The sequence below is a fragment of the Bradyrhizobium sp. Y36 genome (assembly GCF_002531575.1).
Classification (GTDB): Bacteria; Pseudomonadota; Alphaproteobacteria; order Rhizobiales; family Xanthobacteraceae; genus Bradyrhizobium.
On record NZ_NWTI01000009.1, the window covers coordinates 89944 to 112028 of the forward strand.

Consider the following 22085-nt stretch of genomic DNA (forward strand, 5'->3'; position numbering starts at 1 on the left):
ACGCGCAATGATCAAGGGCAGAACAGTCGCAACGGCGGTGATTGGCGCGACCGCGCTGCTCCTCTCTCTGCCCATGGCCGAGGCCGCCACGTGCGGCAACGGGCCCGGCGGCTTCGAGGCCTGGAAGCGCGAGTTCAGTGCGGAGGCGCAAGGCAAGGGCATTGGCCAGACGGCGCTCGCGGCCCTGATGCAGGCCAATTACGCCAGCGCGACCATCGCGGCCGATCGCGGCCAGCGCAGCTTCTCGCTGACGCTCGATCAGTTCCTCGCCAAGCGCGGTGCCACCACCATCGTCGCCAAGGGGCGGCAGCTCAAGCAATCGCAGGCAGCCTTGTTCGCCTCCATCCAGCAGCGCTATGGCGTCCCGCCCGGACCCTTGATCGCAATCTGGGGCATGGAGACCGGCTTCGGCAGCCAGCGCGGCAATCAGAACATGCTGTCGTCGATCGCAACCCTTGCCTATGACTGCCGCCGTCCCGAATTCTTCACCGACCAGCTCTATGCGGCCCTGAAGCTGATCGACCGCGGCACGCTGTCGGGGGCGACGCGCGGCTCCATGCATGGCGAGGTCGGTCAGACCCAGTTCATGCCCAAGAACATCCTGGCCTATGGCACCGGCAATCTCGAAGTTGCCGCCAATGCCCTGAACTCGACGGCGAATTTCCTCAAAGCCCATGGCTGGCGCGCGGGAGCCGGATACCAGCCCGGCGAGCCGAATTTCGCCGCCATCGAGGCTTGGAACGCGGCGGGCGTCTATCAGAAGGCAATCGCGCTGATGGGCCGGCAGATCGATGAGGGCGGAGGGGCGGCCGCCTCGCGCTGACAGGGAGCCGCGCTTCGAACGGGCTCCAGATTCTCGTTTTGACGCGTCGAACCGGCATTCGCTTCGCTCGAAAGCGTTCCTGCTCAGCAAGGCGTGATGCGCCGGCGCGAGAAAGTTGTTGCCATTGGGAACGGACGGCACGAGGTTTGCTTTGATCAGATTCAGGGCTGGGCATGAGGAGACTCACCATGGCAACCCAGATCGTGATGGACCAGACTGGCGATACGCGCCACGAGTTTGATCCTGGCAATGCCGAAGCGCTGGCGCGAGCCGAACGGCGCTTTCGGGAGCTGACCGGCGCTGGCTTCACCGCCGCCCTTCGAAACGGACCTGGCGAAGTCACCCGCATCAGATCATTCGACCCGACCGCGCAGGAAACGCTGTTCTATCCGCGCCTGGTCGGCGGCTGATCTGAGCTGCTCATGATCGCGGCAGTTTGGCTCCGCGCGCCGGCGCGTGCGCGTTTGCATGCGCTGCGTGAACTCTATCGGCGGTTCTTCGGCGAGAACACGCCGGACGCACGTGGCCGCCGGCTTCTGGCCGAATGGCTGTCGCCGGCGCAGCGCGCCCAGTTCGAGCAGCACCGCTATTTCGACGTCGTCGGCTGCGATACCGGCAAGACCTATCGCATCCACTATGGTACGGCCGCCAATGTCCACGAGATCGACGAGGCCGGTATAGCGACAATGGGGTGGTGCTTCGTCCCGTCAGGTTTTCTGGTTCCGGGCGACGTGATGCTGGCGCAGAAGATCGCGCTCGAGACGGACGAGCAGGGGGCGTTGGCACTTGCCAACCGGTTTCCACCGGCAACGCATTCGGAGCATTTCTACCGGCGGCCGTTCTAGCCGCGGGAGAATCCGATCGCTCCTCGATGGTCACCCTCCCTTCGGGCGACGTACCAGCGGACCGGCTGACGGCGATCCATCAAGAGTGCGTGGTGCGATAGGCATCCAACGCATGCGCCGCGAAGACGCCGATGCTGCAAAGGGCGAGCAGTGCGGAGATCAGCTCGATCATAGCTCGTCCTCCTGTGGGGGTTGGGCGACGAGGTTTTGACAGCAGGAATATTCGTAGATCAGATCGAGGAGGAATTGCATGGTGGCCGTCCCTGTATCTATTTTGACAACCACTTAACCGGCGATCTGTTTCAGGCGTGTTTCGTCGCATCCGGAATGGGGTTTCGCAGGGAACACTCGGGCCGGCGTTGTGCGCTGCGGTCTCGCCAAAATGCCGCGGCCCGAGAGGGGCGCGGGCCCGTCTTTCGGCTGCCGCCGGCCCTTGCGGCTCTCTCCCGGAGGTGGTCATCTCAGCTCGGGAACGCGCTGGAGGCTGCCATGAAACGATTCCTTCTCGCCGTTTTGCTGACCGCGGGCGCCTTAACGGCCGGGCCGGCGCTTGCGCAGCAATCCAAGGTCGGCGACTGGACCATCGAAAAGCGGACGCAGGATACGCACTGTAATGCGAGCCGCGGCTACAAGGACAAGGACGACGAGAACCGCGACTACGTCATCGTGATCACCTATTCCGAGAAGGCGATCGTCATCGTGATGATCTACGACGGCTGGGAATGGGAGAAGGTCGGCGAGATCCTCCGGGCCGATGTCAGTACCGACGATGCGGACATCATGAAGAAGGCGAAGTGGGAGGTCATGGACAAGACCACCGTGCGCGGCATCTTCGAGTACGACCAGTCGATGATGGACCGCCTGTCGAAGGCAAAGCGCCTCACGCTCGACTTCGAGGACGATGACGACGACAGTATCGAGATGCAGGTCCCGCGTGCCGGCGAAGCGCTGGCGGCGTTGAAGTTCTGCGAGGAGAACCGGAAATAGGTTGCCGGTGCCGGCCGTGAAGGCGGCAAGACGGCGGCCTTGAAGTCGATCGCAGCGAGCAGGCGCGTGACTCTTCGCACACAGTCCGCGCGCTGTTCGCATTTATCCTAGTCTTTGGCGAAACCGTCCAAGCCGCCCCCTGCGGTTGACGTTACGCAAGGACGATGTTCGATATTCCAGCATCCAGCTGCAACGTATTTTCAGTGTCGAAGGCGGCAATTGACCGGCCCGTCTTCTCCGCCAGTTCCCGGATCGCGGGCCCTTCGTCTCGCGCGGGCTACACGCAGATCGCGTCGTCCGCCCGATGACGACCCACCAGGCAAATCGGTTCTCGTCCCTCATCGGCGAGATCTACGATGCGGCGATCGACCCCGCATTGCGCAGCAGCGCGCTGGAGCAGGTTGCGCATTTCGTCGGCGGTTGTGCCGCGATGATCGTCTCCAGGGATACGGCGCGGCTCTCGATCGAGATTCACCAGCATTTCGGAACCGATGCCCGCTTCCGCCAGCTCTACCGTGACCGCTATGTGGAGCTCGACCTTCTGCTCGATCGTCATCTCAATCTCGCCCCCGAGCAGACGATCGGCGTGACCGACATCATGCCCCATGAGGAATTTCTGGCGACGAGCTTCTATCGCGAATGGGTGGAACCGCAGGGGGCGATAGACCTCGCGACCATCGCGCTGGAGAAGACGGCCGCCCGCACCACGATCCTCCAGGTGTTGCGCCATCGCTCCCGTGGAACCGTCGACGACGCGATGCGTGAGCGCATGCGGCTGCTCGCTCCGCACATTCAGCGATCGCAGATCATGGGCCGGCAGATTCGGGCTCGTTCGCATACGGTAGACGATCTCGCCGATGTTCTCGACGGATTGAACACGGCGATCTGCCTGCTCGACGCAGACGGCCGGGTTGTCCATGCCAACGCGGCGTGCCGTCAGCTGTTCGCCGATGCCAATCTGCTCGCGATGGTCGGCGACAGGATCGTGGCCCGCAACACCCAGACCGACAAAATATTCCGCGGCTTGTGCGAAATCGATGGAGGGCCCCGTCGTCAGATCGAGCTTGCGACATCGGCCGATGGACAGCATTATCTGCTTCATGCCGTTCCGCTGAAGCGGGATCGCAGTCTGCCACGGGATATCGCAGCCACGATGCTCTTCGTTCAAAGAGCTTCCATGCTGCCGTTACTCGCAGCCGACGCGATCGCAGCAGCGTTCAGGCTGACGCCATCCGAACTGCGCGTGCTGATGGCAATCATCGAGATTGGCGGCGTTCCCGACATCGCCGCAAAGCTCGGCATTGCCGAGACGACGGTAAAAACGCATCTCGGCCGTTTGTTCGAGAAGACGGGCGCCGGCAGGCAGGCCGATCTGGTGAAGATCGCCGCAGGCTTTGCCGTGCCCTTCGCGCGGCGGATGAGCGGAGATGACAGGGCCACGTGATACGTCGTTGCGTGGCTCGATGTTGCGCGCCGCGCTCTCAATCCATTGTGATGGCGCGGACTCGCGGGTCCTCCGAACGCAGGACGCGAGTCATCCGAGACTTTCGTATATCAGCGCTCCTGAAAAGAAGAGCAGCGTACGCCGCACGAGCATGCCGCGACGGCATCGAACGCGCGTATGAGGAAACGACAGTGTATTGCCGGCCTGCTCGTCGGTTGGAGAGATTGCAGTGAGCAGCATGGGTGATTTTTCCGTTCTCAGTGTTTCAACGAACGAAATTCCAGAAGGCGAGCGTATCTCGATGCTTCGCGATTTCTATTGTCGCGGGGTGCTGAAGGCAGAGGTCGAGGCAAGGGAAGGAAAGCCGGCTGCGGCGAGCTTCACGTCTCACGTCCTGCCGGAGGCCCAGCTGTTGATCGGAGGGTTGTGCGGAGCGCGGGTCATTCGCACCAAGCAACTGGTGGCCGACGGCGATGACAGTCTCGCCCTGATCGTGAACAGGTCCGGCGTCCTCGGGATATCCGAGCGGGGACACGATCTGAGGCTCCATGCAGGCGAGGCGGTCCTGACGAGCGCGGAGGACGTCACGACGTTCGAGCGATTGTTGCTGGGCAGCTGCTTCTCGCTACGCGTGCCGAGACGGGTGCTGGCGCCGATGATCGTGGACGTCGATGATGCCGTGATGCGCGTCATGCCTGAGAGTTCCACCGGGCTCAGGCTGCTGGTCGACTACGCGGCGACGCTGGTGCGGGAGAAGGCGTTTGCGACGCCTGAGCTCCGGCAGCTCGGGGTCGGGCATCTGCACGATCTGCTGGCGCTCGTCCTCGGTGCGACCGGCGAGGTGCGGGAGTTGGCCGGACGGCGCGGCGTCAAGGCGGCCCGGCTCCAGAAAGCGAAAGTCTCGATTGCCAACAATTGCTGGCGGCAGGATCTGTCGGTGGCCTCGGTTGCCCAGGAGCTCGGCGTGACGCCGCGATATCTCCAGCGCCTGTTCGAGGCCGACGGAAAGACCTTCTCGTCCTTCCTGATCGAGCAGCGCGTCAAGCGCGCGCATCGCATGCTGAGGGAACCCGGATACGCCGAACGAACGGTGAGCTCGATCGCCTACGACGTCGGCTTCGGCGATCTCTCGTACTTCAATCGTTGCTTCCGGCGAACCTATAACGCGACGCCGAGCGACATCAGGAGCGGCGAGGTGGCGTGACCACGCGCGACTGAATTCCAGCCATCTGCCGATTTCAATCAGCAAACGGGGATCCGACGTGATCCCTGATTGCGAAACCATGACCCAAGCATTGCGTGCGGCATCCGCAGCCGGAGTATTGAATGCGCCGTTTCTTTTTCGACCTCCTGGTCGGCAATATCGTGAAGATCGATCCCGGCGGCATGGTGTTCGAGCAGACCAGCGCGACCTTCGTCGTTGCCGACGAGATGGCAAGGCATCTGTTCGTCTGGCGCGACGATCTGCGCGATCGCGACGCCTTTATCCGCGTCAGGGACGCTGGCGGGAACGAGATCTACCGCGCGCCGGTCTGGGCGGAGAATTCAGAGAAGGTCGGCTGGGACCGGGCGTAGCTCCTTCGGGGAAGGTGTCGCAATTGCGCACCAGTGCTGCACGAAGCCGCTTCGGTTCGTTGTGAGACAAAATCCGGTCGCATCAGTCCAAGTCGGCGGCGGTGCTCGTCTCTAGCCTGACGCTCTGCGAATCCAAATTCGCGGGAACCGTCCTTCTTCGATCGGAGGAGGTGGACGAGGCATACCTTTGACGAGGGACTGGGAATGATCGGGTTGGGCGGGGACGGCGTGGCCCATTGGCGTTCGCTGTGGCGATCGCTATGGCTCTTGGTGCCAGCCGCGCTGGTCCTCCCGGTGTTGACGAGCGAACCCGCCGTGGCCGCCTGTACCCCGACGGCGCCAGTCAGCAATGCGACGGTGGTGTGTGCCAGTGACACCGACACCCAGCAGGGCAGCGGTACCGGCTACGGTACGAGCGGCGATGACAATAACTCCTACGACATCCGCGCGGGTGTGACCGTCCGCGGAGACGACTTTGGCTTCAAGGTGGGCTTCAACAGCGTTTTCACCAACGCAGGCACGATTAGTGGAACGAATGCGGCGGGTATTACCGGCGGCGACATGACGATCACCAACCTGGAAGGGGCGACGATTGCGGGCTTCAACGCCATTACGCCGACGTCAATCGTCCTCAGCAATGCCGGCACGGTCCGAGGCGAGGACGGGGCAATCGACACCAGCGGCAATGCAACCATCACCAACCTCGGGACGGGCCTGATCACGCAGACCCGAATAACGGGCGCCGCGATTTTCTCCGACCGTCTGGCGACGGTGAACAATTCCGGCACGATTGCCGGCCAGGAGGCCGGGATAAGGGCCAGAGATGTCAATCTGACGAACCTTGCCGGTGGTGCCGTGACCGCCCACGACAATGCGGTGTTCGCCGGTACGTCTGCCGTCATCGACAATGCCGGGACGATCAGCGCCGACGGCAGTACGGGCGTGGCCATCATTGCGGACACGGGAGATGCAACCGTCCGCAACAGTGGTACGATCGGCGGGACCCAGTCCGGCATCAATGCCAGGAACGGTGCGGCGAACGTCCTGAATAGCGGCACGATCACCAGCGGCTCGACCGTCATCTTCGCCACGACGGTCAACGTGACCAATACCGGACAGATCGCAACGACGCTCGGCTTCGGCATGAGCGGCATCACGGTGAATCTCGACAACTCCGGAACCGTCACAGCGGATCGCGGCATCAACGCGATCTTCGGCAACGTCAACAATTCCGGGTCGATCATCGGCCGGAGCGCCGCCGTCAACGCCAACATCGCCAATGTGACGAATACAGGTCTGCTTCAGGGCTCGACCATCAATGGCACCGGCATCTTGACGACCCAGGCGACTGTCAACAATTCCGGAACGATTGTCGGCAGGATCGGCATCGAGTCGAGCGATGGATCGAACATCACGAACTCCGGCACGATTACCGGGGCCGGCGGGGTCGCGATCAAGCTTTCCAACAGGGCGGACACGCTGACGCTGCTGCCGGGCTCGAAGATCAACGGCGTGGTCGATTTCGGCTTCGGCAATGACGTCGTCAACGTCAATTTCGTTCCGCTGAGCAGCCGGGTGTCGTCACTGACGAGCATTCAGCTCCCGACCTTTGTCAACTTCAACGGCATCATCAACACCAACGCCGGAGGCGGGGGCTTCGCCGGCCCGAAGGTCTTTGCCGGCGACATGCTGGCAACCCTCGACCCCACCGCGCTGTCGCAGACCGACCGCACGTTGATGGATTTCACCAGCGGCGTCTCCTCGCTGGTGCAGGGCCGCCTGAGCGGCGGTGCAGGAACGGCCGGCAGCAACATGATGGCGATGGCCTATGCGCCCGAGACGGCGCAGGCCGGGCCCTTCACCAAGGCACCGCGCAGCCTCTGGACCGATCCGGCGCCGATCACGGTGTGGGCCAACAGCTTCGGCGGCCAGCGCATCCAGGACGAGACCGCCTCCACGCTGCGCGCGACCTCGACGGCCTGGGGCGGGGCGATCGGCGTCGATCGCAAGGTGCGGCCGGACTGGCTGGTCGGCGCTTTCCTCGGCGGCGGGCAGGGCGGCCTCTCCGTCGACCTCAACTCGCAGTCGGTCGACACCAATTACGTCTTCGCCGGCGCCTACAGCCGCTTCGAATGGGCCTCGCAGTTCTTCGACTTCACGATCCAGGGCGGCAATGCCGACAACAAATCGCGTCGCCTGGTGCTGAACAATGCCGCGGCGGGCGGCATGGAGACGGCGATCGCGAGCTACAGCGGCTGGTACGTGAGCCCGGAGGTAGCCTACGGCCACCGGCTCAACATCGGCAACGGCTATGTGCTGACGCCGACGGCGCGGCTGCGCTATGTCGCCGGCCGCTTCGACGGTTACAGCGAGCGCGGCTCGGCGCAGGGACTGTCCGTCGGCGGCCGCACGCTGCAGGATTTAGAGGAGCGCGGCGAGGTCGATCTGTCCCGCATCACGGGCCTTGCCGGCGGCGAGCTCAAGGCCAACATCCATGGCGGCGTGATCGCGCTGCAGCGCGCCGGCGACACCGCCATCAACACGGTGCTGCTTGGGCAGAGCCTGTCGTTCGTGACGCCGGGCAGCCGCAGCACGGTCGGTGCCGTCGCCGGCCTCGGCTTCGACTATCGCACCGGGGCCAACGTGTCCGTGTTCGGCGCGGTCGAGGGCGTGATGATGTCCGACCAGAGCCGCACCGGCTCGGCCAAGGGCGGGGTCCGCGTCGCGTTCTGAGCCGGCATCAGCCCTGGCGGCTCGAACACGGTGCGCGCCGGCCGGGTGCCATCCACCCGGCCGGCGCCTCCTCCGATCGGAGGATGTCGCGTGCGTGGGTCGTGTTATTCTCGCCGGCATCGATCATTCAGTGCCATTTCGAGCCATGCACGGACCGCAGAAACTGCCTGACCTCGTCGAGACCATCTACGATGCCGGGATCGATCCGTCCCGCTGGAATGAGGCCGTCGCCGGCATTCGGGATTTCGTCGGCGGCCAGGCCTGCGGCGTGTTTTCGAAGGATTCGATCAGCAAGTTCGGCGTCACCCACTATTATTGCGGAGCCGACCCGCATTTCATCCGGCTCTATGCCGCCACGCATTCGAAGTTCGACCCGCTCAGCGTCCTACCGCCACACGGCAGGGTTGTGAGCGTCCCGGACCTGGTCGAGTTCGCGGAATATCGCAAAGGGCGTTTTTACCAGGAATGGATGCAGCCGCAGGGCTGCAGCGATGCGGCCAATGTCGTGCTCGAGATGTCGAATGCGAACTGCCCCGTGATGATGACCGTGCTGTCGGGCCGCCGCATGGTCGACCGGAGCATGAAGGATCGCCTCTCGCTCCTTGTGCCGCATGCCAGCCGGGCGCTCCTGATCAACCGCGCCATGAGCGCGCAACTGACGCTGGCGACGGCACTGGCCGATGTCCTCGACAATTTGACGGCCGGGATCTTCCTGCTCGATGGCCTCTGCCGGGTGGTGCATGCGAATTCGGCCGGTCACGCTCTTCTCGCGGCCGACGACGTGGTGAGGTCGGTCGCCGGGCAGCTCGTGACCTCCAGCATGGAGGCCAACCAGGCGCTGCGCGAAACGCTCGCGGGCCGCGGCGACCATCTGTTGGTTGCCGCAAGCGGCAATGCGATGCCGCTGCAGTCATCGACGGGCGGGCGCTACGTCGCTCATCTGCTGCCATTGTCATCGGTGCTGCGCAATTGCAGCGAGCGCGTCGTCGACGCAGCCGGCGCGCTGCTCCTGCGCAAGGTGTCGCTCGGCGGCCCGTCATATGGCGAATTGATCGCGCGGACCTTCGATCTGACGCCGGCGGAGCTCCGGGTGTTGCTGTCGATCGTCGAAATCGGCGGCGTCCCGGAGACGGCGGCGGCGCTGGGCATCGCGGAAACCACGGCGAAGACACATCTGCATCGCATCTTCGCCAAGACCGGCGTCAGCCGGCAGGCGGATCTCGTCAAGCTCGCGGCCGGGTTTGCCAACCCGCTCGTCAACTGACCCGCTCAACCGCTGCCGAAGTTGAACCTTTTGGCGCCGTGACAGACTCACGATAGCCCCCGGGCGTGAAGAACATTTCCCCAATCTCCGCGTTTGACCATGGCTCTTCGGATGTCCCGAGTTCCCAAGCATTCCGAGCTGATCGAGAGCATCTACGATGCGGGGCTCCACCCTGAGTTGTGGAGCGATGTCGTGGTCATGCTCAATGCCTTCATCGGCAGCCAGGCCTGCGGCCTGATCTCGAAGGACACGGTCAGCAAGTCGGGCGCGACCCATTATTATTGCGGGGTCGATCCGCACTATATCCAGCTCTATTCCGAAACCTACTCGCGCTACGATCCGCTCGCCCGGCTTCCCCAGTACGGCGAGGTGCGCAACATTCCGGACCTCGTGAATTTCGACGAGTATCGCCGCGGCCGCTTCTACCAGGAATGGCTCCGTCCCCAGGGCTGCGTCGACGTTGCCAACGTCGTGCTGGAGCAGTCGAAGTCGCCGTGCCCGATGTTGATGACCGTCATCCCGGGCAAGGAGATGCTCGATGCCGAGCAACGTGCGCGCATGCGGTCCCTGGCCCCGCATGCGAGCCGGGCGCTGCTGATCAACCGCGCGATCGAGCGGAAGCAGCAGCGCGCGACCGCGCTCGCCGACGTCGTGGATCGGCTGAATGCCGGCGTCATCCTGCTCGATTCGGCCTGCCGCATCGTCCACAGCAATCCGGCCGCGGAGACGATCCTCGCGGCCGACGACGTCCTGCGTTCCATGGCGGGCCGGCTCGTGACGAGATCCTCCGAGGCGAATCTCGCCTTGCGCAACATCTTCCGTGATCCGGCAGAGGTGGCCGTCGCGGCGGCAATGGGTCGGAAGATCCCTCTGATGGCGCATGACGGATCGCACTACGTCGCGCATGTGATTGCATTGCCGTCGCTGCTGCGCGACGGCGCAACAGAGCGCACATCGGCGGTCGGGGCCTTGCTCGTCTGGAAGGCGGAACTCGACAGTCGCTCATGCGCCGGCCTGATCGATCGCACGTTCGAGCTGACGCCGGCGGAGCTGAGGGTCTTGCAGTCGATCGTCGAGGTCGGCGGTGTTCCGGAGACCGCGGTGGCATTGGGGATCGCCGAGACGACGGTGAAAACGCATCTGCATCGCGTCTTCGCCAAGACCGGTGTTTCGCGCCAGGCCGATCTCGTCAAGCTCGCCGCGGGATTTTCCAATCCGCTCCTGCATTGATGCGCGTCGGGCCCGCACTCGCATCGCCGTAGCGCGCGACAGGTTCAAGCCGAAGACATCATGATGAAGTGACCACGCGTCATTCGATCGAATGACGCGTTTTTTTGCGTTCTCATTTAGTGAATCGTCACACGATTTCTTGTTCGACCGATCAGCTCTTCTGTGAAGCAACTCACAGCGGGTTGGAGTGAAGCCAACCATTCTCTCGGACAGGTTGAGAGGAGGTCGTCATGCGAAGGACGTCATTTGCCATGGCCGACAAGTTCCGCGACATCGTCGCTCGCGTCGGCGCCGTGTTTCACGAGCAGCGCAAGATCGAGGCGCAGCGCGCATTGCGGCGCTATCACCATTTGCTGGCCCGGCCGGACGAGACATTGCCTTTGAACGAAACCATTTCGGTCAGCAAGCAAGAGGATATTTCGAGAAATGCCCACGGAATTGATGCGTGCGAACACGCTCCCGGCCACCCGGCCTTCGAGCGCGCGTAATTTCAACATCGTTGCAATCGTGCTGACCGCAGCACTCGTCGCTCTTCAACTGGTTGGCCTCGCGATTCTGGAACGGTCCCACGCCCACGCGATGCACGTGTCGTTGCCGAGCGAGGCGGCCGTCTGCCCCGAAGGCGTCAATGCCGACGCTCCGCAGATTCCCTACGATTGACCGGAGGACGGTCCGTGCCTGATGTCGCAACTCTGATTCTGCTGAGTGTTGCCGTGTTCGCCGGCGCCTTCGTCTCCGGGCTCTCCGGCTTTGCGTTTTCGGCCGTGGCGGGCGCGATCCTGCTGCGCGTGTTTCAGCCGCTCGAGGCCGTGCCGCTGATGATGGCCTGCAGCATCGGCGTGCAGGCGACCAATCTGTGGGCGCTCCGGCGCAACATCCGCTGGGAAGGCAGCCTGATGCTGATCGTCGGCGGATTGATCGGCGTTCCCATCGCGATCTCGCTGCTGCAGTCGACGGATACGCATCTGCTGCGGCGCGGCTTCGGCATCGTCGTCGCGCTGTATGCCGCCTACATGCTGTTGCGGCCGACGCTGGTGACCGCCGGCGAAGCCGTGGGCCGCCACTGGGTCGCGCTGATCGGGTTCGGAGGAGGGCTCGTCGGCGGCCTGACGGCGATGCCGGGCGCCGTTCCGACGATCTGGTGCGACATGCGCGGCATGCCCAAGAGCGAGCAGCGCGGTCTCGTGCAGCCCTTCATCGCGGTGATGCAGCTCTTCGCCATCGTGCTGCTGGTCGGGCACCAGAACCTGTCGTCGAAGGTGTTCGTCGACCTCGCGGTCAGCCTGCCGGCGCTGTTCGCCGGCTCTGCGCTCGGCGTGATCGCCTTTCACCGCGTCAACGAGACGATCTTTCGCAAGACCGTGCTCGTTCTGCTGCTGATCTCGGGGATTTCCCTGATCTAGTGCCCCGCACTCTGGACCGGCGCCGCGCTGATGTCGCTGCCGTGATGCACCAGCGGCTTGTTGCCGGTGATGGTTCGCAGCAGCACGTAGAACACCGGCGTCAGGAACAGGCCGAACACGGTGACGCCGATCATGCCGGAGAACACGGCGACGCCCATGGCGCGCCGCATCTCCGAGCCCGCGCCGGTCGAGAGCACCAGCGGCAGCACGCCCATGATGAACGCCATCGAGGTCATCAGGATCGGTCGCAGCCGCAGGCGGCTCGCCTCGATCGCGGCCCGGATCGGCGTGCGCCCGGCGAATTCGAGCTCGCGCGCGAATTCCACGATCAGGATCGCGTTCTTGGCGGAGAGGCCGACGAGAACGATGAGGCCGATCTGGGTGAAGACGTTGTTGTCGCCCTTGGAGATCCAGACGCCGAACATCGCAGCGAGCAGGCCCATCGGCACGATCATGATGATCGAGAGCGGCAGCGTCAGGCTCTCGTAGAGCGCCGCCAGCACCAGGAACACCAGCAGGATCGCCAGCGGGAACACCCAGATGCCGGAATTGCCGGCGATGAACTCCTGATAGGTCAGGTCGGTCCATTCGAAGGCAAAGCCCGGCGGCAGCACCTCGGCCGCGATTCGCGTTGCAGCCTCCTGCGCCTGGCCCGACGAGAAACCGGGCGCGGCCGCCGCGTTGATGTCGGATGACAGGAATCCGTTGTAGCGGATCGCGCGCTCCGGCCCTGCGCTCTGGCGGATCGTGAGCAGCGCCGACAGCGGCACCATGTCACCGGAGGACGAGCGCACCTTCAACTGCCTGATGTCGTCAGCACGCGCGCGGAACGGCGCATCGGCCTGGACTCGGACCGAATAGGTGCGGCCAAACTTGTTGAAGTCGTTGACGTAGTAGGAGCCGAGGTAGATCTGCAGCGTGTTGAACACCTCCGTCACGGGCACGCCGAGCTGCAGCGCCTTGGTGCGGTCGATGTCGGCGAACAGCTGGGGTACGTTGACCTGGAAGCTCGAGAACACGCCGGCGATCTCCGGCGCCTTCTGCATCGCCGCCATGAAAGCGTTGGTCGCCTGGTTCAGTGCGTCATAACCGAGGCCGGCGCGGTCCTCGATCTGCAGCTTGAAGCCGCCGATGGTGCCGAGACCGTTGACCGGGGGCGGCGGAAACATGGCGATGAAGGCTTCCTGGATGCCGGCGTACTTCTTGTTGAGATCGGCCGCGATGGCATTGCCGCTCAGGGCCGGGCTCTTGCGTTCGTCGAACGGTTTCAGCGTCGAGAACACGATGCCGGCGTTGGACGAGTTGGTGAATCCGGAGATCGACAGGCCGGGAAAGGCGACAGAACTCTCGACACCGGGCTGGGTCAGCGCGATGTCGCTCATCTTGCGGATCACCTCCTCGCTCCGGTCGAGCGTGGCGCCGTCGGGCAGGCGGGCAAAGCCGACCAGATATTGCTTGTCCTGGCCCGGCACGAATCCACCAGGCACCTGCTGGAACAGGAAGGCCGTGAGGCCGACCAGCACGACATAGAGACCCATGACGGCGGCCTTGGCCGAGATCACCCTGGTGACGCTGCCGCTGTAGTTCTCCGAGGAGCGGGTGAAGGCCTTGTTGAAGCCGCGGAAGAACCAGCCAAGGCCCTTTTCCATAATGATCGTCAGCCGGTCTTTCGGCTCGTTGTGGCCCTTGAGCAGCAAGGCCGACAGGGCAGGCGACAGGGTCAGCGAGTTGACGGCCGAGATCACGGTCGAGATCGCGATCGTCAGCGCGAATTGCTTGTAGAACTGTCCGGTGAGGCCGGAGATGAAGGCGAGCGGCACGAACACCGCGATCAGCATCATGGCGATCGCGATGATCGGGCCGGAAACCTCGCGCATGGCCTGATAGGTGGCATCGCGCGGCGACAGCCCGCCCTCGATGTTGCGTTCGACGTTCTCGACCACGACGATGGCGTCGTCGACGACGATGCCGATCGCGAGCACGAGGCCGAACAGGCTGAGCGCGTTGATGGAGAAGCCGAACACGTGCATCACCGCAAACGTGCCGACGATCGACACCGGCACGGCCAGCAGCGGAATGATCGAGGCTCGCCAGGTCTGCAGGAACAGGATCACCACCAGCACCACCAGCGCGATCGCCTCCAGCAGGGTGTGGATCACCGCCTCGATCGAGGAGCGCACGAACTGGGTGGGGTCGTAGACGATCTGGTAGGACACGCCTTCCGGCATGTTCTTCTTGATTTCGGCCATGGTGGCGCGGACGTTGTCGGAGATCTGCAGCGCGTTGGAGCCGGGCGCCTGGAAGATCGGGATCGCGACCGCCTGCTTGTTGTCGAGCAGCGAGCGCAATCCGTATTCGGACGCTCCCAGCTCGATGCGCGCGACGTCGCGCAGGCGAACGACTTCGCCGCGTGTCCCCGTCTTCACCACGATATCCCCGAACTGCTCCTCGTTGGCGAGGCGTCCTTCCGCATTGACGGAGAGCTGCAGGTCGATCCCCCTGACGTTCGGGGAGGAGCCGACCACGCCGGCGGCGGCTTCGACGTTCTGCGCCTGAATCGCCTTCACGATGTCGCTGGCGGTCAGCCCGTGCTCGGCCGCCTTCTGCGGATCGACCCAGACCCGCATCGAATAGTCGCCCGCACCATAGAGCTGGACGTCGCCGACGCCGTCGATCCGCGCCAGCCGGTCCTTGACGTTGAGCACCGCATAGTTGCGCAGATACGTCATGTCGTAGCGGCCGTTGGGCGACAACAGATGCACGACCATGGTGAGGTCGGGGGAAGACTTCTTGGTGATGATGCCGAGCTGGCGCACCACGGCCGGCAGCCGCGGCTCGGCCTGCTGCACGCGGTTCTGCACCAGCTGCGTCGCCTTATCAGGGTCGGTGCCGAGCCGGAACGTCACCGTCAGCGTCATCGCGCCGTCGGTGGTCGCCTGGCTCGACATGTAGAGCATGTTCTCGACGCCGTTGATCTGCTCCTCGATCGGCGTCGCCACCGTTTCCGCGATCACCTTGGGGTTCGCGCCGGGATAGGTCGCACGCACCACGACGGAGGGCGGCACGACATCGGGATATTCCGAGATCGGCATCGCGAACAGCGAGATCAGGCCTGCGAGAAAGATCAGGACCGACAGCACGCCGGCGAAAATCGGACGATCAATGAAGAACTTTGAGAGATTCATGGCCTTGCCCCTGGGCAATATCTTTGTCGTCTCCCGACAGCTCCGCCGTCATTCCGGGGCGCGAAGCGCGAACCCGGAATCCAGAGGCGATGTGCTCGGAGTTTCGTAGCTCGTTCGTTCCGGGCGCGCGGCCCGGAGCGAGGTAACTAGCGTTGCACCACATCCTGGTTGCTGTGGTTGGACGCCTGCTGCCCGCGCGCGCCCATCGCCGCGACCTCCGTCTTCAGCAGGGCTCCGGGACGCACGCGTTGCAGACCGTTCACGACGATGCGGTCGCCGGGCTTCAGACCCGCGGTGACGATGCGCAACCCGTCCACGGCGCCGCCGAGCGTGACCGGCCGGTACACCGCGCGGCTGTCGTCGCCGACCGCCATCACGAACTTCTTGTCCTGGTCGGTGCCGATCGCGCGCTCGTCGATCATCACGAGCGTCTGCTGCTTCGGCTGGCCCATGCGCACGCGGGCGAACTGGCCGGGGATCAGCCGCCCGTCCTCGTTCCGGAACACCGCGCGGACACGGATGGTGCCGCTCTGGCCGTTGACCTGGTTGTCGATGAGCTGGATGTGGCCTTTCGCCGAGAGGCCGCCGGAGGTCGCCATCTCCACCGGGATCTGGTCGAGATTGCCGCGGTGGCCCGAGGCGTCCGCGATCGCGTTCAGCGCATGCAGCACGACTTCTTCGTCCGCATCGAAGGAGGCGTAGATCGGATTGACCGAGACCAGCGAGGTCAGCACCGGGGAGGCGGTGCCGGCGGCGACGAGATTGCCGACGGTGACCTCGATCTTGCCGACGCGGCCGTCCACGGGCGCGCGCACCTCGGTATAGTCGAGATTGAGCTTGGCGGTCTGGAGCGTCGCCTCGGCGGCCTTCACGTTGGCGATCGCTTCGCGATTGGCATTCTCGCGCTGATCGAAATCGCGACGGGTCACGACGGCGTTGCCGACGAGCTGCGCGCCGCGCTCGACTTCGCTGTTGGTGAACACCACGCGCGCCTTCGCCGCTTCGAGCTGGGCCGCGGCCTTGTCGACTTCGGCCGCGTAGGGGGCAGGGTCGATCTTGAACAGGACGTCGCCGGCCTTCACCAGCGCGCCCTCGGTGAAGTTGGCAGACAAGATCGCGCCGGCGACTCGCGGGCGCAGCTCAACGCGATGGACGGCCTCGAGCCGGCCGGAGAAATCGTCCCACAGCGCGGTCTGCTTCGGTTCGATCAGCGCGACGGTGACGGGGACGGCCTGTTCAGCCGCGGCGGCGGTCGCCGTGGCCTGGGCGGCATGGAAGTAGCGGCCGGTCGCGATCGAGCCCGCGGCGGCGAGGGCGCCGACAATGGCGACGCCGCCGAGAAGGCGGCGGAAACGGCCGGCGGAAGATGTTTCTTGGGAGGGGGGCATTTGCGCGCTCCAGATATGTAGTGTTCACTACAAATGTGGAGCTGGATACCGCAGCGCAAGATACTTATGTATCAATCGCTAAGAAAAATGTACGTCGATACCGCGACAATTGGAAGACACAAGAAAAAGAAAGTTAGAACAAATAGATAGGGACCGGCGTTAGGCTGACACCGCCGGCCGCTTCCGAGGAGACAGGCACATGCGCATGGGACGCCCCCGCGAGTTCGACGCCGAAACGGCGTTGGACCAGGCGATGGAAGTGTTTTGGCGCCATGGCTATGAGGGCGCCACCATCGCCCAGCTGACCGAGGCCATGGGCATCAATCCCCCCAGCCTCTATGCCTGCTTCGGCAACAAGGAAGGCCTGCTGAAGGCCGCGCTCGACCGTTACACCAAATTGCGCGGCGCCTGGATGGACGAGGTGGTCGCGGCCCGCACCGCGCGCGACGTCGCCGAGCGGATGCTGATGGGCATCGCCGACAAGCAGACCGATCCCGCCAATCCGCCCGGCTGCCTGCTCGTGCAGGGCGGCATCGCCTGCGGCACCGGTTCCGAGAACGTCCCCTTCGAGCTCGCCGCCCGCCGCGCCCAGAACGAGGACCAGCTTCGCGACCGTTTTGTTCGCGCCAAGGCGGAAGGTGATCTCAAGTCGACGTCAGATCCCGCCGCGCTCGCGCGCTACGTCTCGGCGGTCGCGGTCGGCATGGGGGTGATGGCATCCTCGGGCGCGGACCGCGAAGCGTTGCGGCAGGTGGCTGATGTCGCGGTGCAGGCGGTCGAGGCGCAGTCGACTGAGGTCCCTGCTGCCTCGTGATGGCTCACGATTTTCTTCGCGGCTTAGCTGATAATGCCGCCACCTCGCGCAAGTGAGCTGAGCGTAGGCGCGCCTTTGAGCATATCCTTCATAGGACACCGATCTTCCACCATGGTCACTCGAACGGGCCACGATTGGAAGGCGGGCTCTACAGCGTGCATCTAGGAACGGGTCAGGTAACCTAAAGTAGAATTAGTTTGCCGCGTCATTCCGAGTAGATTCGGTGCCGGTCCTTTCCTATTCAAGTCATTTTCCGAACCATTTATTTGGGTGAGAATCCTATGAGCAATGGAGCCGATTCCCAGTTCGATATTGAACGAGAGAAGCTTAGCGTAGAGCGCTACAAGTCCAAGCTGGACTTTTGGAAATTTGTGCTTGGCAGTGTGTGTGCGGCTATTGCAATCGCAGCAATTCCACCCTCATTCCAGCTTGCCACAGCGTTTCTTGAGAGTGTGAGAAGCGATAAGGATCGACAAGTTAAGCAACAGGAATTTCGGGACGGCTATATCAAAGACTTCCTTAACAACGCGCTGAATCAGGATATCGAACTTCGGATCCGCTTCGCACAATATTTTGCTTTTGTCTCCGCCGACACCTTTCGTAAGGGGTGGAATGACTATCGCAGCGAGTTGCAGAAACAACGGGACGATATCCGCAAGGATATCGACCAAATGGAAGGCGATTGGCTGAAGGCCGTTCGAGCCAAGGAGCCTGATGATCTGCGAATAGAGCATCTCGAGCGCCGCTTAAAATGGGCTTATGCTGAGGTAGGATACGTCGAGAAGGATCGAAGTGCCTCGATCAATCCGCGCGCCAAGGTACAAGTGCCGGAATTGCCATCCGACAAGAACATTCAAGCCGCCAATTATCGCGTATTTGTTCAATTTGCCGGTGTCATCACTCGTGACGAGATGCGAGTCATGATGCGTAAATTGGGCGATGTTGGTTGGAATGTTCAGGGCGCTGAACTCGGTGGCGAACGTACCCCGGCTGCCGCAGGGCTACAAGAAGTGCGCTTTTCGGACGCGGTTGATGAAGCGGCGGCAAGAGTACTCGCGCAAGCCGTACAAGCTTCCAGCATAGTCTCCCGACCGGTTGTTGCGAAACTCAGCTCGGGAGTGCCAAAGGGCGCTCTTGAGGTTTGGATTAGCAGATAGTTGGTCGGAATAATCCTGCCGCAGGGCAGGGCCTGGAAAGGCGCTGTCCTTGGTGGCAAGTGTGGCCGTGCCGGTGGTTGAGGCGCAGTCGACTGAAAGAACGTGACGACTATTAGCGTCGTCCCCTCTCATGTTGCGGTTATTTGGCAGGCAGCGACGGCGGCGCGACGAAGCCGCCGAACTCGCGTTCGATCAGCTCGGCGAGCGCGATCGTCGTGCGGTCCTCCAGATATGGTCCGATGATCTGGACGCCGATCGGAAGGCCGGTGGGCGTGCGCTCGATCGGAACGGCGGTCGCCGGCAGTCCGCAGGTCGAGGCGGGGTCGGCCCAGATGAAGCACGCATCGGAGTAATTGTAGAGCTTGCCGTCGATGTCGAGCTGCCGCGCCTCGAACGGCTCGGAATGGTCGTGCGGAAAGGCCGGCACGGTGGCGACGGGATAGATCACCACGTCGAACTCGCGGAAGAACTGCTGCCAGCGTTGCTGCAGCTGCAGCCGGGCCGCGTCGGCTGCGAGCCATTCACGATGGAGCATGCCCCAGCCGCGGGCACGTTCGGCCTGCAGGCTGCGGTCGTCGGGTGAGAGTGCCGCGGCAAGGCCTTGCGCTTCGGCGAGCGCGGCGGGTGTCAGGCGCGGGCTTCGCGCGCCGTTGAGCAGCCTCATGTAGAGCCGCGCGGAGTCCGCAAGATCAGGCAGCGAGGCGCTGGCACGCGCGACATGAGCGCCCGATCTGCCTAGCCGGTCGGCCAATCGTCCGATGGCAGAACGTACGGCGTCACCTGTCGGCATCAGCGGATGCGTATCGATCACGAGGATCCTGAAATCCCTGAGATCGGCATGGCGAGGGGCGGGCAGTGCGAGCCGATAGCCGACCCCATCGCGCAGCTCGTCGGGGCCGGCGATGACGTCGAGCGACAGGGCAAGATCCGAGGCCGTGCGCGCCATCGGCCCAAGGACGGCGAGATCGCCCTGGCCGGGAACAGGCGGCGCCGGCGGCAGGTTGTATCCCCGCAGCGGCACCAGGCCAAGGCTCGGCTTGTGCCCGAACACGCCGCAGAAATGCGACGGGACCCGGATCGAGCCGCCGATATCCGAGCCGATCGAGAGCGGGCCGAAGCCTGCGGCGAGCGCCGCGCCCGATCCGCCCGAGGAGCCGCCGGGCGACCGGTCGAGATCCCATGGATTCCTGGTCGTGCCATAGATCTCGTTGTAGCTCTGGAAATCCCTGAGGCCGATCGGGATGTTGGTCTTGCCGATGATGATGGCGCCCGCCGCCTTCAGCCGCGACACGACGAGAGCGTCCTCGGGTGGCTGAAAATCCCTGAAATGCGGAAAGCCCCAGGTCGTCGGCAGGCCCGCGACGTTGAACGGCTCTTTCATGGTGACGGGGATGCCGAGCAACGGCCGCCGTTCGCCGCGGCCAAGCGCGGCATCGGCAGCGCGCGCGGCGTCTCTGGCGCGATCGAAATCGCGAACGATGATGGCGTTGATCTTGCCATCCAGCGCCTCGATGCGCGCGATGGTGTGTTCGAGCAACTCCGACGCCGACATCTTGCGAGCGTGCAGGGCGCCGAGAAGGGCGCTGATCGGGCCGTAGTCCAAGTCAGCAGCGTCCGCGGCTCTTTGCATGGGACCTCCATCTCGCGATCCGAAACAGTCGTGCCTTCCGGTCGGTTAATGGATCCGGACGAAGGCAACTCGATATGGCGATCGTGCAATCGTGCCGCTGTTTTGCCCGACGTGTCAAACGCGGCATCAGGCTCGGCCGCACGCAGGAAAATTCTTCAATGATTTGTACTTTGCATGGGGTTGTTTTCGCATTTCTTGTTTGAGAGGTGGCAGCCTGAGCATCAGCGGCCGGAAACGGATCGATACGCTCGCCCCTAAGAGTTTCTACACACAGTTCTGGCACCCTCCGCCCGTCAATCCGCAACCCGCATCGGCGCCTCTCATTGCGCGCACGAAAAGACGAGGCCCGCGGAAATCGAGGGGGCGTAAAAGCCATGACTGCACTTGCTTCGGACGCCGGTCGCGCGAGGGGTGGGATCGTGACGATCCTGTTGTGCGTCGTGCCGTTCAGTCAGATTCCGCTCGATGCCTATACGCCCGGCCTGCCGCAGATGGTGGTGGATCTCGCAACCGATTCCGCCTCGATGCAGAACACCGTCACCGCCTACATGCTCGGCATGAGTCTGGCGCTGGTGCCCGTCGGCATCGCCTCCGACACGCTCGGCCGCCGCAACGTCCTGCTCGCAGGCCTGTCCATGCTGATCGCAATGAGCATCGCCTGTGCGCTCGCCACCAGCGCCTCGCTGCTGCTCGGCTTGCGCTTCCTGCAAGGCATTGGCGGCTGCACCTGCCTCGTCGTCGCCTATGCTGTTGCGGCCGACTGCTTTCGCGGTCGTGAGCTCACGGCGATCTCCGGCCTGCTTGGCGCCGCCTGGGGCCTCGCGCCTGTGCTTGCGCCAGCGGCCGGCGGCTTCATCGTCGAGCTGACGTCCTGGCGCGGTGTCTTCGTCATCATTGCCATCGCTGCGGCCATCGTTGCCGCGATCGTCGTATGTCTCCTGCCCGAGACGCTGCCCGCTAATCGGCGCGCACCGTTCAATCCGCGCCGCACGGCCGGCATCCTGCGCGAGGCGCTGGTCCGCCCGGGCTTCCTCGCTTTCGTGCTGGTGTTCGCCGCCGCGGCGAGCGCGCAGCTTGCCTTCGGCGTCGTCGCGCCGTTCTTCTATCAGACTGGCCTCGACTACTCCGCGGCGGTCTACGGCCTGGTCGCGCTGGGCCTTGGCGGCGTCAATCTCGCCGGCGAGCTCGGCTGCGCGCACTTCGCGCGCCTCGTGCCGGCCCGCATGCTCGGCTTCGGCGCCTTCGCGCTGTTTCTCGCAGGCTCAGCGGTTCTGACCGCAACCGGCCTGATCTTCGGTCTCGATGTCGCGTCGATCACGATCGGCGGCGCGCTGGTGCTCGGCGGCTGCGGCGTGCTGTGCCCGATGATGTACGGCATGGCGCTCGGCCTGTTCGAGCGCGACCACGGCCTGATCGGCGGTCTCATCAGCGCGCTCTGCTATCTCGCGGTCAGCGGTGCCATGGCGATCGCGGCGGTGCTGCCTGAGGCCACGCAGGCGCCGATCGGATGGCTTTATCTCGGCCTCTGCGCCATTGCGGGCGTGCTGCTCGCGATCTCATTGCCTTCGGCGCGGCACGCCGCACAGACTTAAGGAAGGAACCAATTC

The 22085-nt window shown here is 64.0% G+C and carries 18 protein-coding genes; 15 read left to right on the forward strand and 3 right to left on the reverse strand.

Annotation, left to right across the window (positions count from 1 at the left end):
* Positions 1-7 precede the first annotated feature (7 nt).
* The 12 genes from CO669_RS17495 to CO669_RS17555 all read left to right on the forward strand — a co-directional run bounded on the left by CO669_RS17495 (position 8) and on the right by CO669_RS17555 (position 12304).
* Positions 8-823 (forward strand): lytic murein transglycosylase, encoded by an 816-nt coding sequence (locus CO669_RS17495; protein WP_097661204.1) that lies wholly within the window; start codon positions 8-10, stop codon positions 821-823.
* Positions 824-1011: 188 nt separating this feature from the next.
* Positions 1012-1233 (forward strand): hypothetical protein, encoded by a 222-nt coding sequence (locus CO669_RS17500; RefSeq protein WP_018319783.1) that lies wholly within the window; start codon positions 1012-1014, stop codon positions 1231-1233.
* 12 nt (positions 1234-1245) lie between these two features.
* A complete protein-coding gene (locus CO669_RS17505; protein ID WP_097661074.1) occupies positions 1246-1668 on the forward strand; it encodes a hypothetical protein in 423 nt (140 codons plus the stop codon).
* A 489-nt stretch (positions 1669-2157) separates the two neighbouring features.
* The gene (locus CO669_RS17510) at positions 2158-2655 is read left to right on the forward strand and encodes a hypothetical protein (RefSeq protein ID WP_097661075.1); all 498 of its coding nucleotides are present in this window, start codon (positions 2158-2160) and stop codon (positions 2653-2655) included.
* A gap of 304 nt (positions 2656-2959) precedes the next feature.
* Complete coding sequence (locus CO669_RS17515; RefSeq protein WP_097661076.1) at positions 2960-4099, forward strand: LuxR C-terminal-related transcriptional regulator; 1140 nt, start codon at positions 2960-2962, stop codon at positions 4097-4099.
* 238 nt (positions 4100-4337) lie between these two features.
* Positions 4338-5303, forward strand: coding sequence for a helix-turn-helix transcriptional regulator (locus tag CO669_RS17520; protein WP_198964084.1), 966 nt, complete (start codon positions 4338-4340; stop codon positions 5301-5303).
* 122 nt (positions 5304-5425) lie between these two features.
* Complete coding sequence (locus CO669_RS17525) at positions 5426-5674, forward strand: DUF6894 family protein (RefSeq protein ID WP_097661078.1); 249 nt, start codon at positions 5426-5428, stop codon at positions 5672-5674.
* A 315-nt stretch (positions 5675-5989) separates the two neighbouring features.
* Positions 5990-8407, forward strand: a complete 2418-nt coding sequence (locus CO669_RS17530) for an autotransporter family protein (protein ID WP_158228773.1) — start codon at positions 5990-5992, stop codon at positions 8405-8407.
* A 145-nt stretch (positions 8408-8552) separates the two neighbouring features.
* Positions 8553-9671, forward strand: coding sequence for a helix-turn-helix transcriptional regulator (locus CO669_RS17535; RefSeq protein WP_097661080.1), 1119 nt, complete (start codon positions 8553-8555; stop codon positions 9669-9671).
* 111 nt (positions 9672-9782) lie between these two features.
* Complete coding sequence (locus CO669_RS17540; RefSeq protein WP_097661081.1) at positions 9783-10901, forward strand: helix-turn-helix transcriptional regulator; 1119 nt, start codon at positions 9783-9785, stop codon at positions 10899-10901.
* 251 nt (positions 10902-11152) lie between these two features.
* Positions 11153-11389: a hypothetical protein gene (locus CO669_RS17545; protein WP_245444336.1), complete on the forward strand. Its 237-nt coding sequence runs from the start codon at positions 11153-11155 to the stop codon at positions 11387-11389.
* A gap of 186 nt (positions 11390-11575) precedes the next feature.
* Positions 11576-12304, forward strand: coding sequence for a sulfite exporter TauE/SafE family protein (locus tag CO669_RS17555; protein ID WP_097661083.1), 729 nt, complete (start codon positions 11576-11578; stop codon positions 12302-12304).
* On the opposite strand, the gene CO669_RS17560 is transcribed toward CO669_RS17555, so the two are convergent.
* On the reverse strand, positions 12301-15489 hold the full coding sequence (locus tag CO669_RS17560) for an efflux RND transporter permease subunit (protein WP_097661085.1): 3189 nt from the start codon (positions 15487-15489) through the stop codon (positions 12301-12303). The two genes, CO669_RS17555 and CO669_RS17560, sit on opposite strands and share 4 nt — an antisense overlap.
* A gap of 146 nt (positions 15490-15635) precedes the next feature.
* Positions 15636-16877: an efflux RND transporter periplasmic adaptor subunit gene (locus tag CO669_RS17565; RefSeq protein WP_097661087.1), complete on the reverse strand. Its 1242-nt coding sequence runs from the start codon at positions 16875-16877 to the stop codon at positions 15636-15638.
* Between the two features lie 199 nt (positions 16878-17076).
* On the opposite strand from CO669_RS17565, the gene CO669_RS17570 reads away from it, so the two are divergent.
* Both CO669_RS17570 and CO669_RS35065 read left to right on the forward strand, forming a co-directional pair.
* Complete coding sequence (locus CO669_RS17570) at positions 17077-17691, forward strand: TetR/AcrR family transcriptional regulator (RefSeq protein ID WP_097661089.1); 615 nt, start codon at positions 17077-17079, stop codon at positions 17689-17691.
* 281 nt (positions 17692-17972) lie between these two features.
* The gene (locus CO669_RS35065; protein WP_143278683.1) at positions 17973-18848 is read left to right on the forward strand and encodes a hypothetical protein; all 876 of its coding nucleotides are present in this window, start codon (positions 17973-17975) and stop codon (positions 18846-18848) included.
* A gap of 139 nt (positions 18849-18987) precedes the next feature.
* On the opposite strand, the gene CO669_RS17580 is transcribed toward CO669_RS35065, so the two are convergent.
* Positions 18988-20478 carry an amidase gene (locus tag CO669_RS17580; RefSeq protein WP_097661091.1) on the reverse strand — a complete coding sequence of 497 codons (1491 nt, stop codon included), beginning with the start codon at positions 20476-20478 and terminating at the stop codon, positions 18988-18990.
* A gap of 419 nt (positions 20479-20897) precedes the next feature.
* On the opposite strand from CO669_RS17580, the gene CO669_RS17585 reads away from it, so the two are divergent.
* Positions 20898-22070: a multidrug effflux MFS transporter gene (locus CO669_RS17585; protein WP_245444338.1), complete on the forward strand. Its 1173-nt coding sequence runs from the start codon at positions 20898-20900 to the stop codon at positions 22068-22070.
* Positions 22071-22085: the final 15 nt, after the last annotated feature.

Coding starts and splice junctions, on each gene's coding strand:
- CO669_RS17495 (WP_097661204.1), top strand. CDS start 8: ATGATCAAGGGCAGAACAGTCGCAACGGCGGTGATTGGCGCGACCGCG.
- CO669_RS17500 (WP_018319783.1), top strand. CDS start 1,012: ATGGCAACCCAGATCGTGATGGACCAGACTGGCGATACGCGCCACGAG.
- CO669_RS17505 (WP_097661074.1), top strand. CDS start 1,246: ATGATCGCGGCAGTTTGGCTCCGCGCGCCGGCGCGTGCGCGTTTGCAT.
- CO669_RS17510 (WP_097661075.1), top strand. CDS start 2,158: ATGAAACGATTCCTTCTCGCCGTTTTGCTGACCGCGGGCGCCTTAACG.
- CO669_RS17515 (WP_097661076.1), top strand. CDS start 2,960: ATGACGACCCACCAGGCAAATCGGTTCTCGTCCCTCATCGGCGAGATC.
- CO669_RS17520 (WP_198964084.1), top strand. CDS start 4,338: ATGGGTGATTTTTCCGTTCTCAGTGTTTCAACGAACGAAATTCCAGAA.
- CO669_RS17525 (WP_097661078.1), top strand. CDS start 5,426: ATGCGCCGTTTCTTTTTCGACCTCCTGGTCGGCAATATCGTGAAGATC.
- CO669_RS17535 (WP_097661080.1), top strand. CDS start 8,553: ATGCACGGACCGCAGAAACTGCCTGACCTCGTCGAGACCATCTACGAT.
- CO669_RS17540 (WP_097661081.1), top strand. CDS start 9,783: ATGTCCCGAGTTCCCAAGCATTCCGAGCTGATCGAGAGCATCTACGAT.
- CO669_RS17545 (WP_245444336.1), top strand. CDS start 11,153: ATGGCCGACAAGTTCCGCGACATCGTCGCTCGCGTCGGCGCCGTGTTT.
- CO669_RS17560 (WP_097661085.1), bottom strand. CDS start 15,489: ATGAATCTCTCAAAGTTCTTCATTGATCGTCCGATTTTCGCCGGCGTG.
- CO669_RS17565 (WP_097661087.1), bottom strand. CDS start 16,877: ATGCCCCCCTCCCAAGAAACATCTTCCGCCGGCCGTTTCCGCCGCCTT.
- CO669_RS17570 (WP_097661089.1), top strand. CDS start 17,077: ATGCGCATGGGACGCCCCCGCGAGTTCGACGCCGAAACGGCGTTGGAC.
- CO669_RS35065 (WP_143278683.1), top strand. CDS start 17,973: ATGAGCAATGGAGCCGATTCCCAGTTCGATATTGAACGAGAGAAGCTT.
- CO669_RS17580 (WP_097661091.1), bottom strand. CDS start 20,478: ATGCAAAGAGCCGCGGACGCTGCTGACTTGGACTACGGCCCGATCAGC.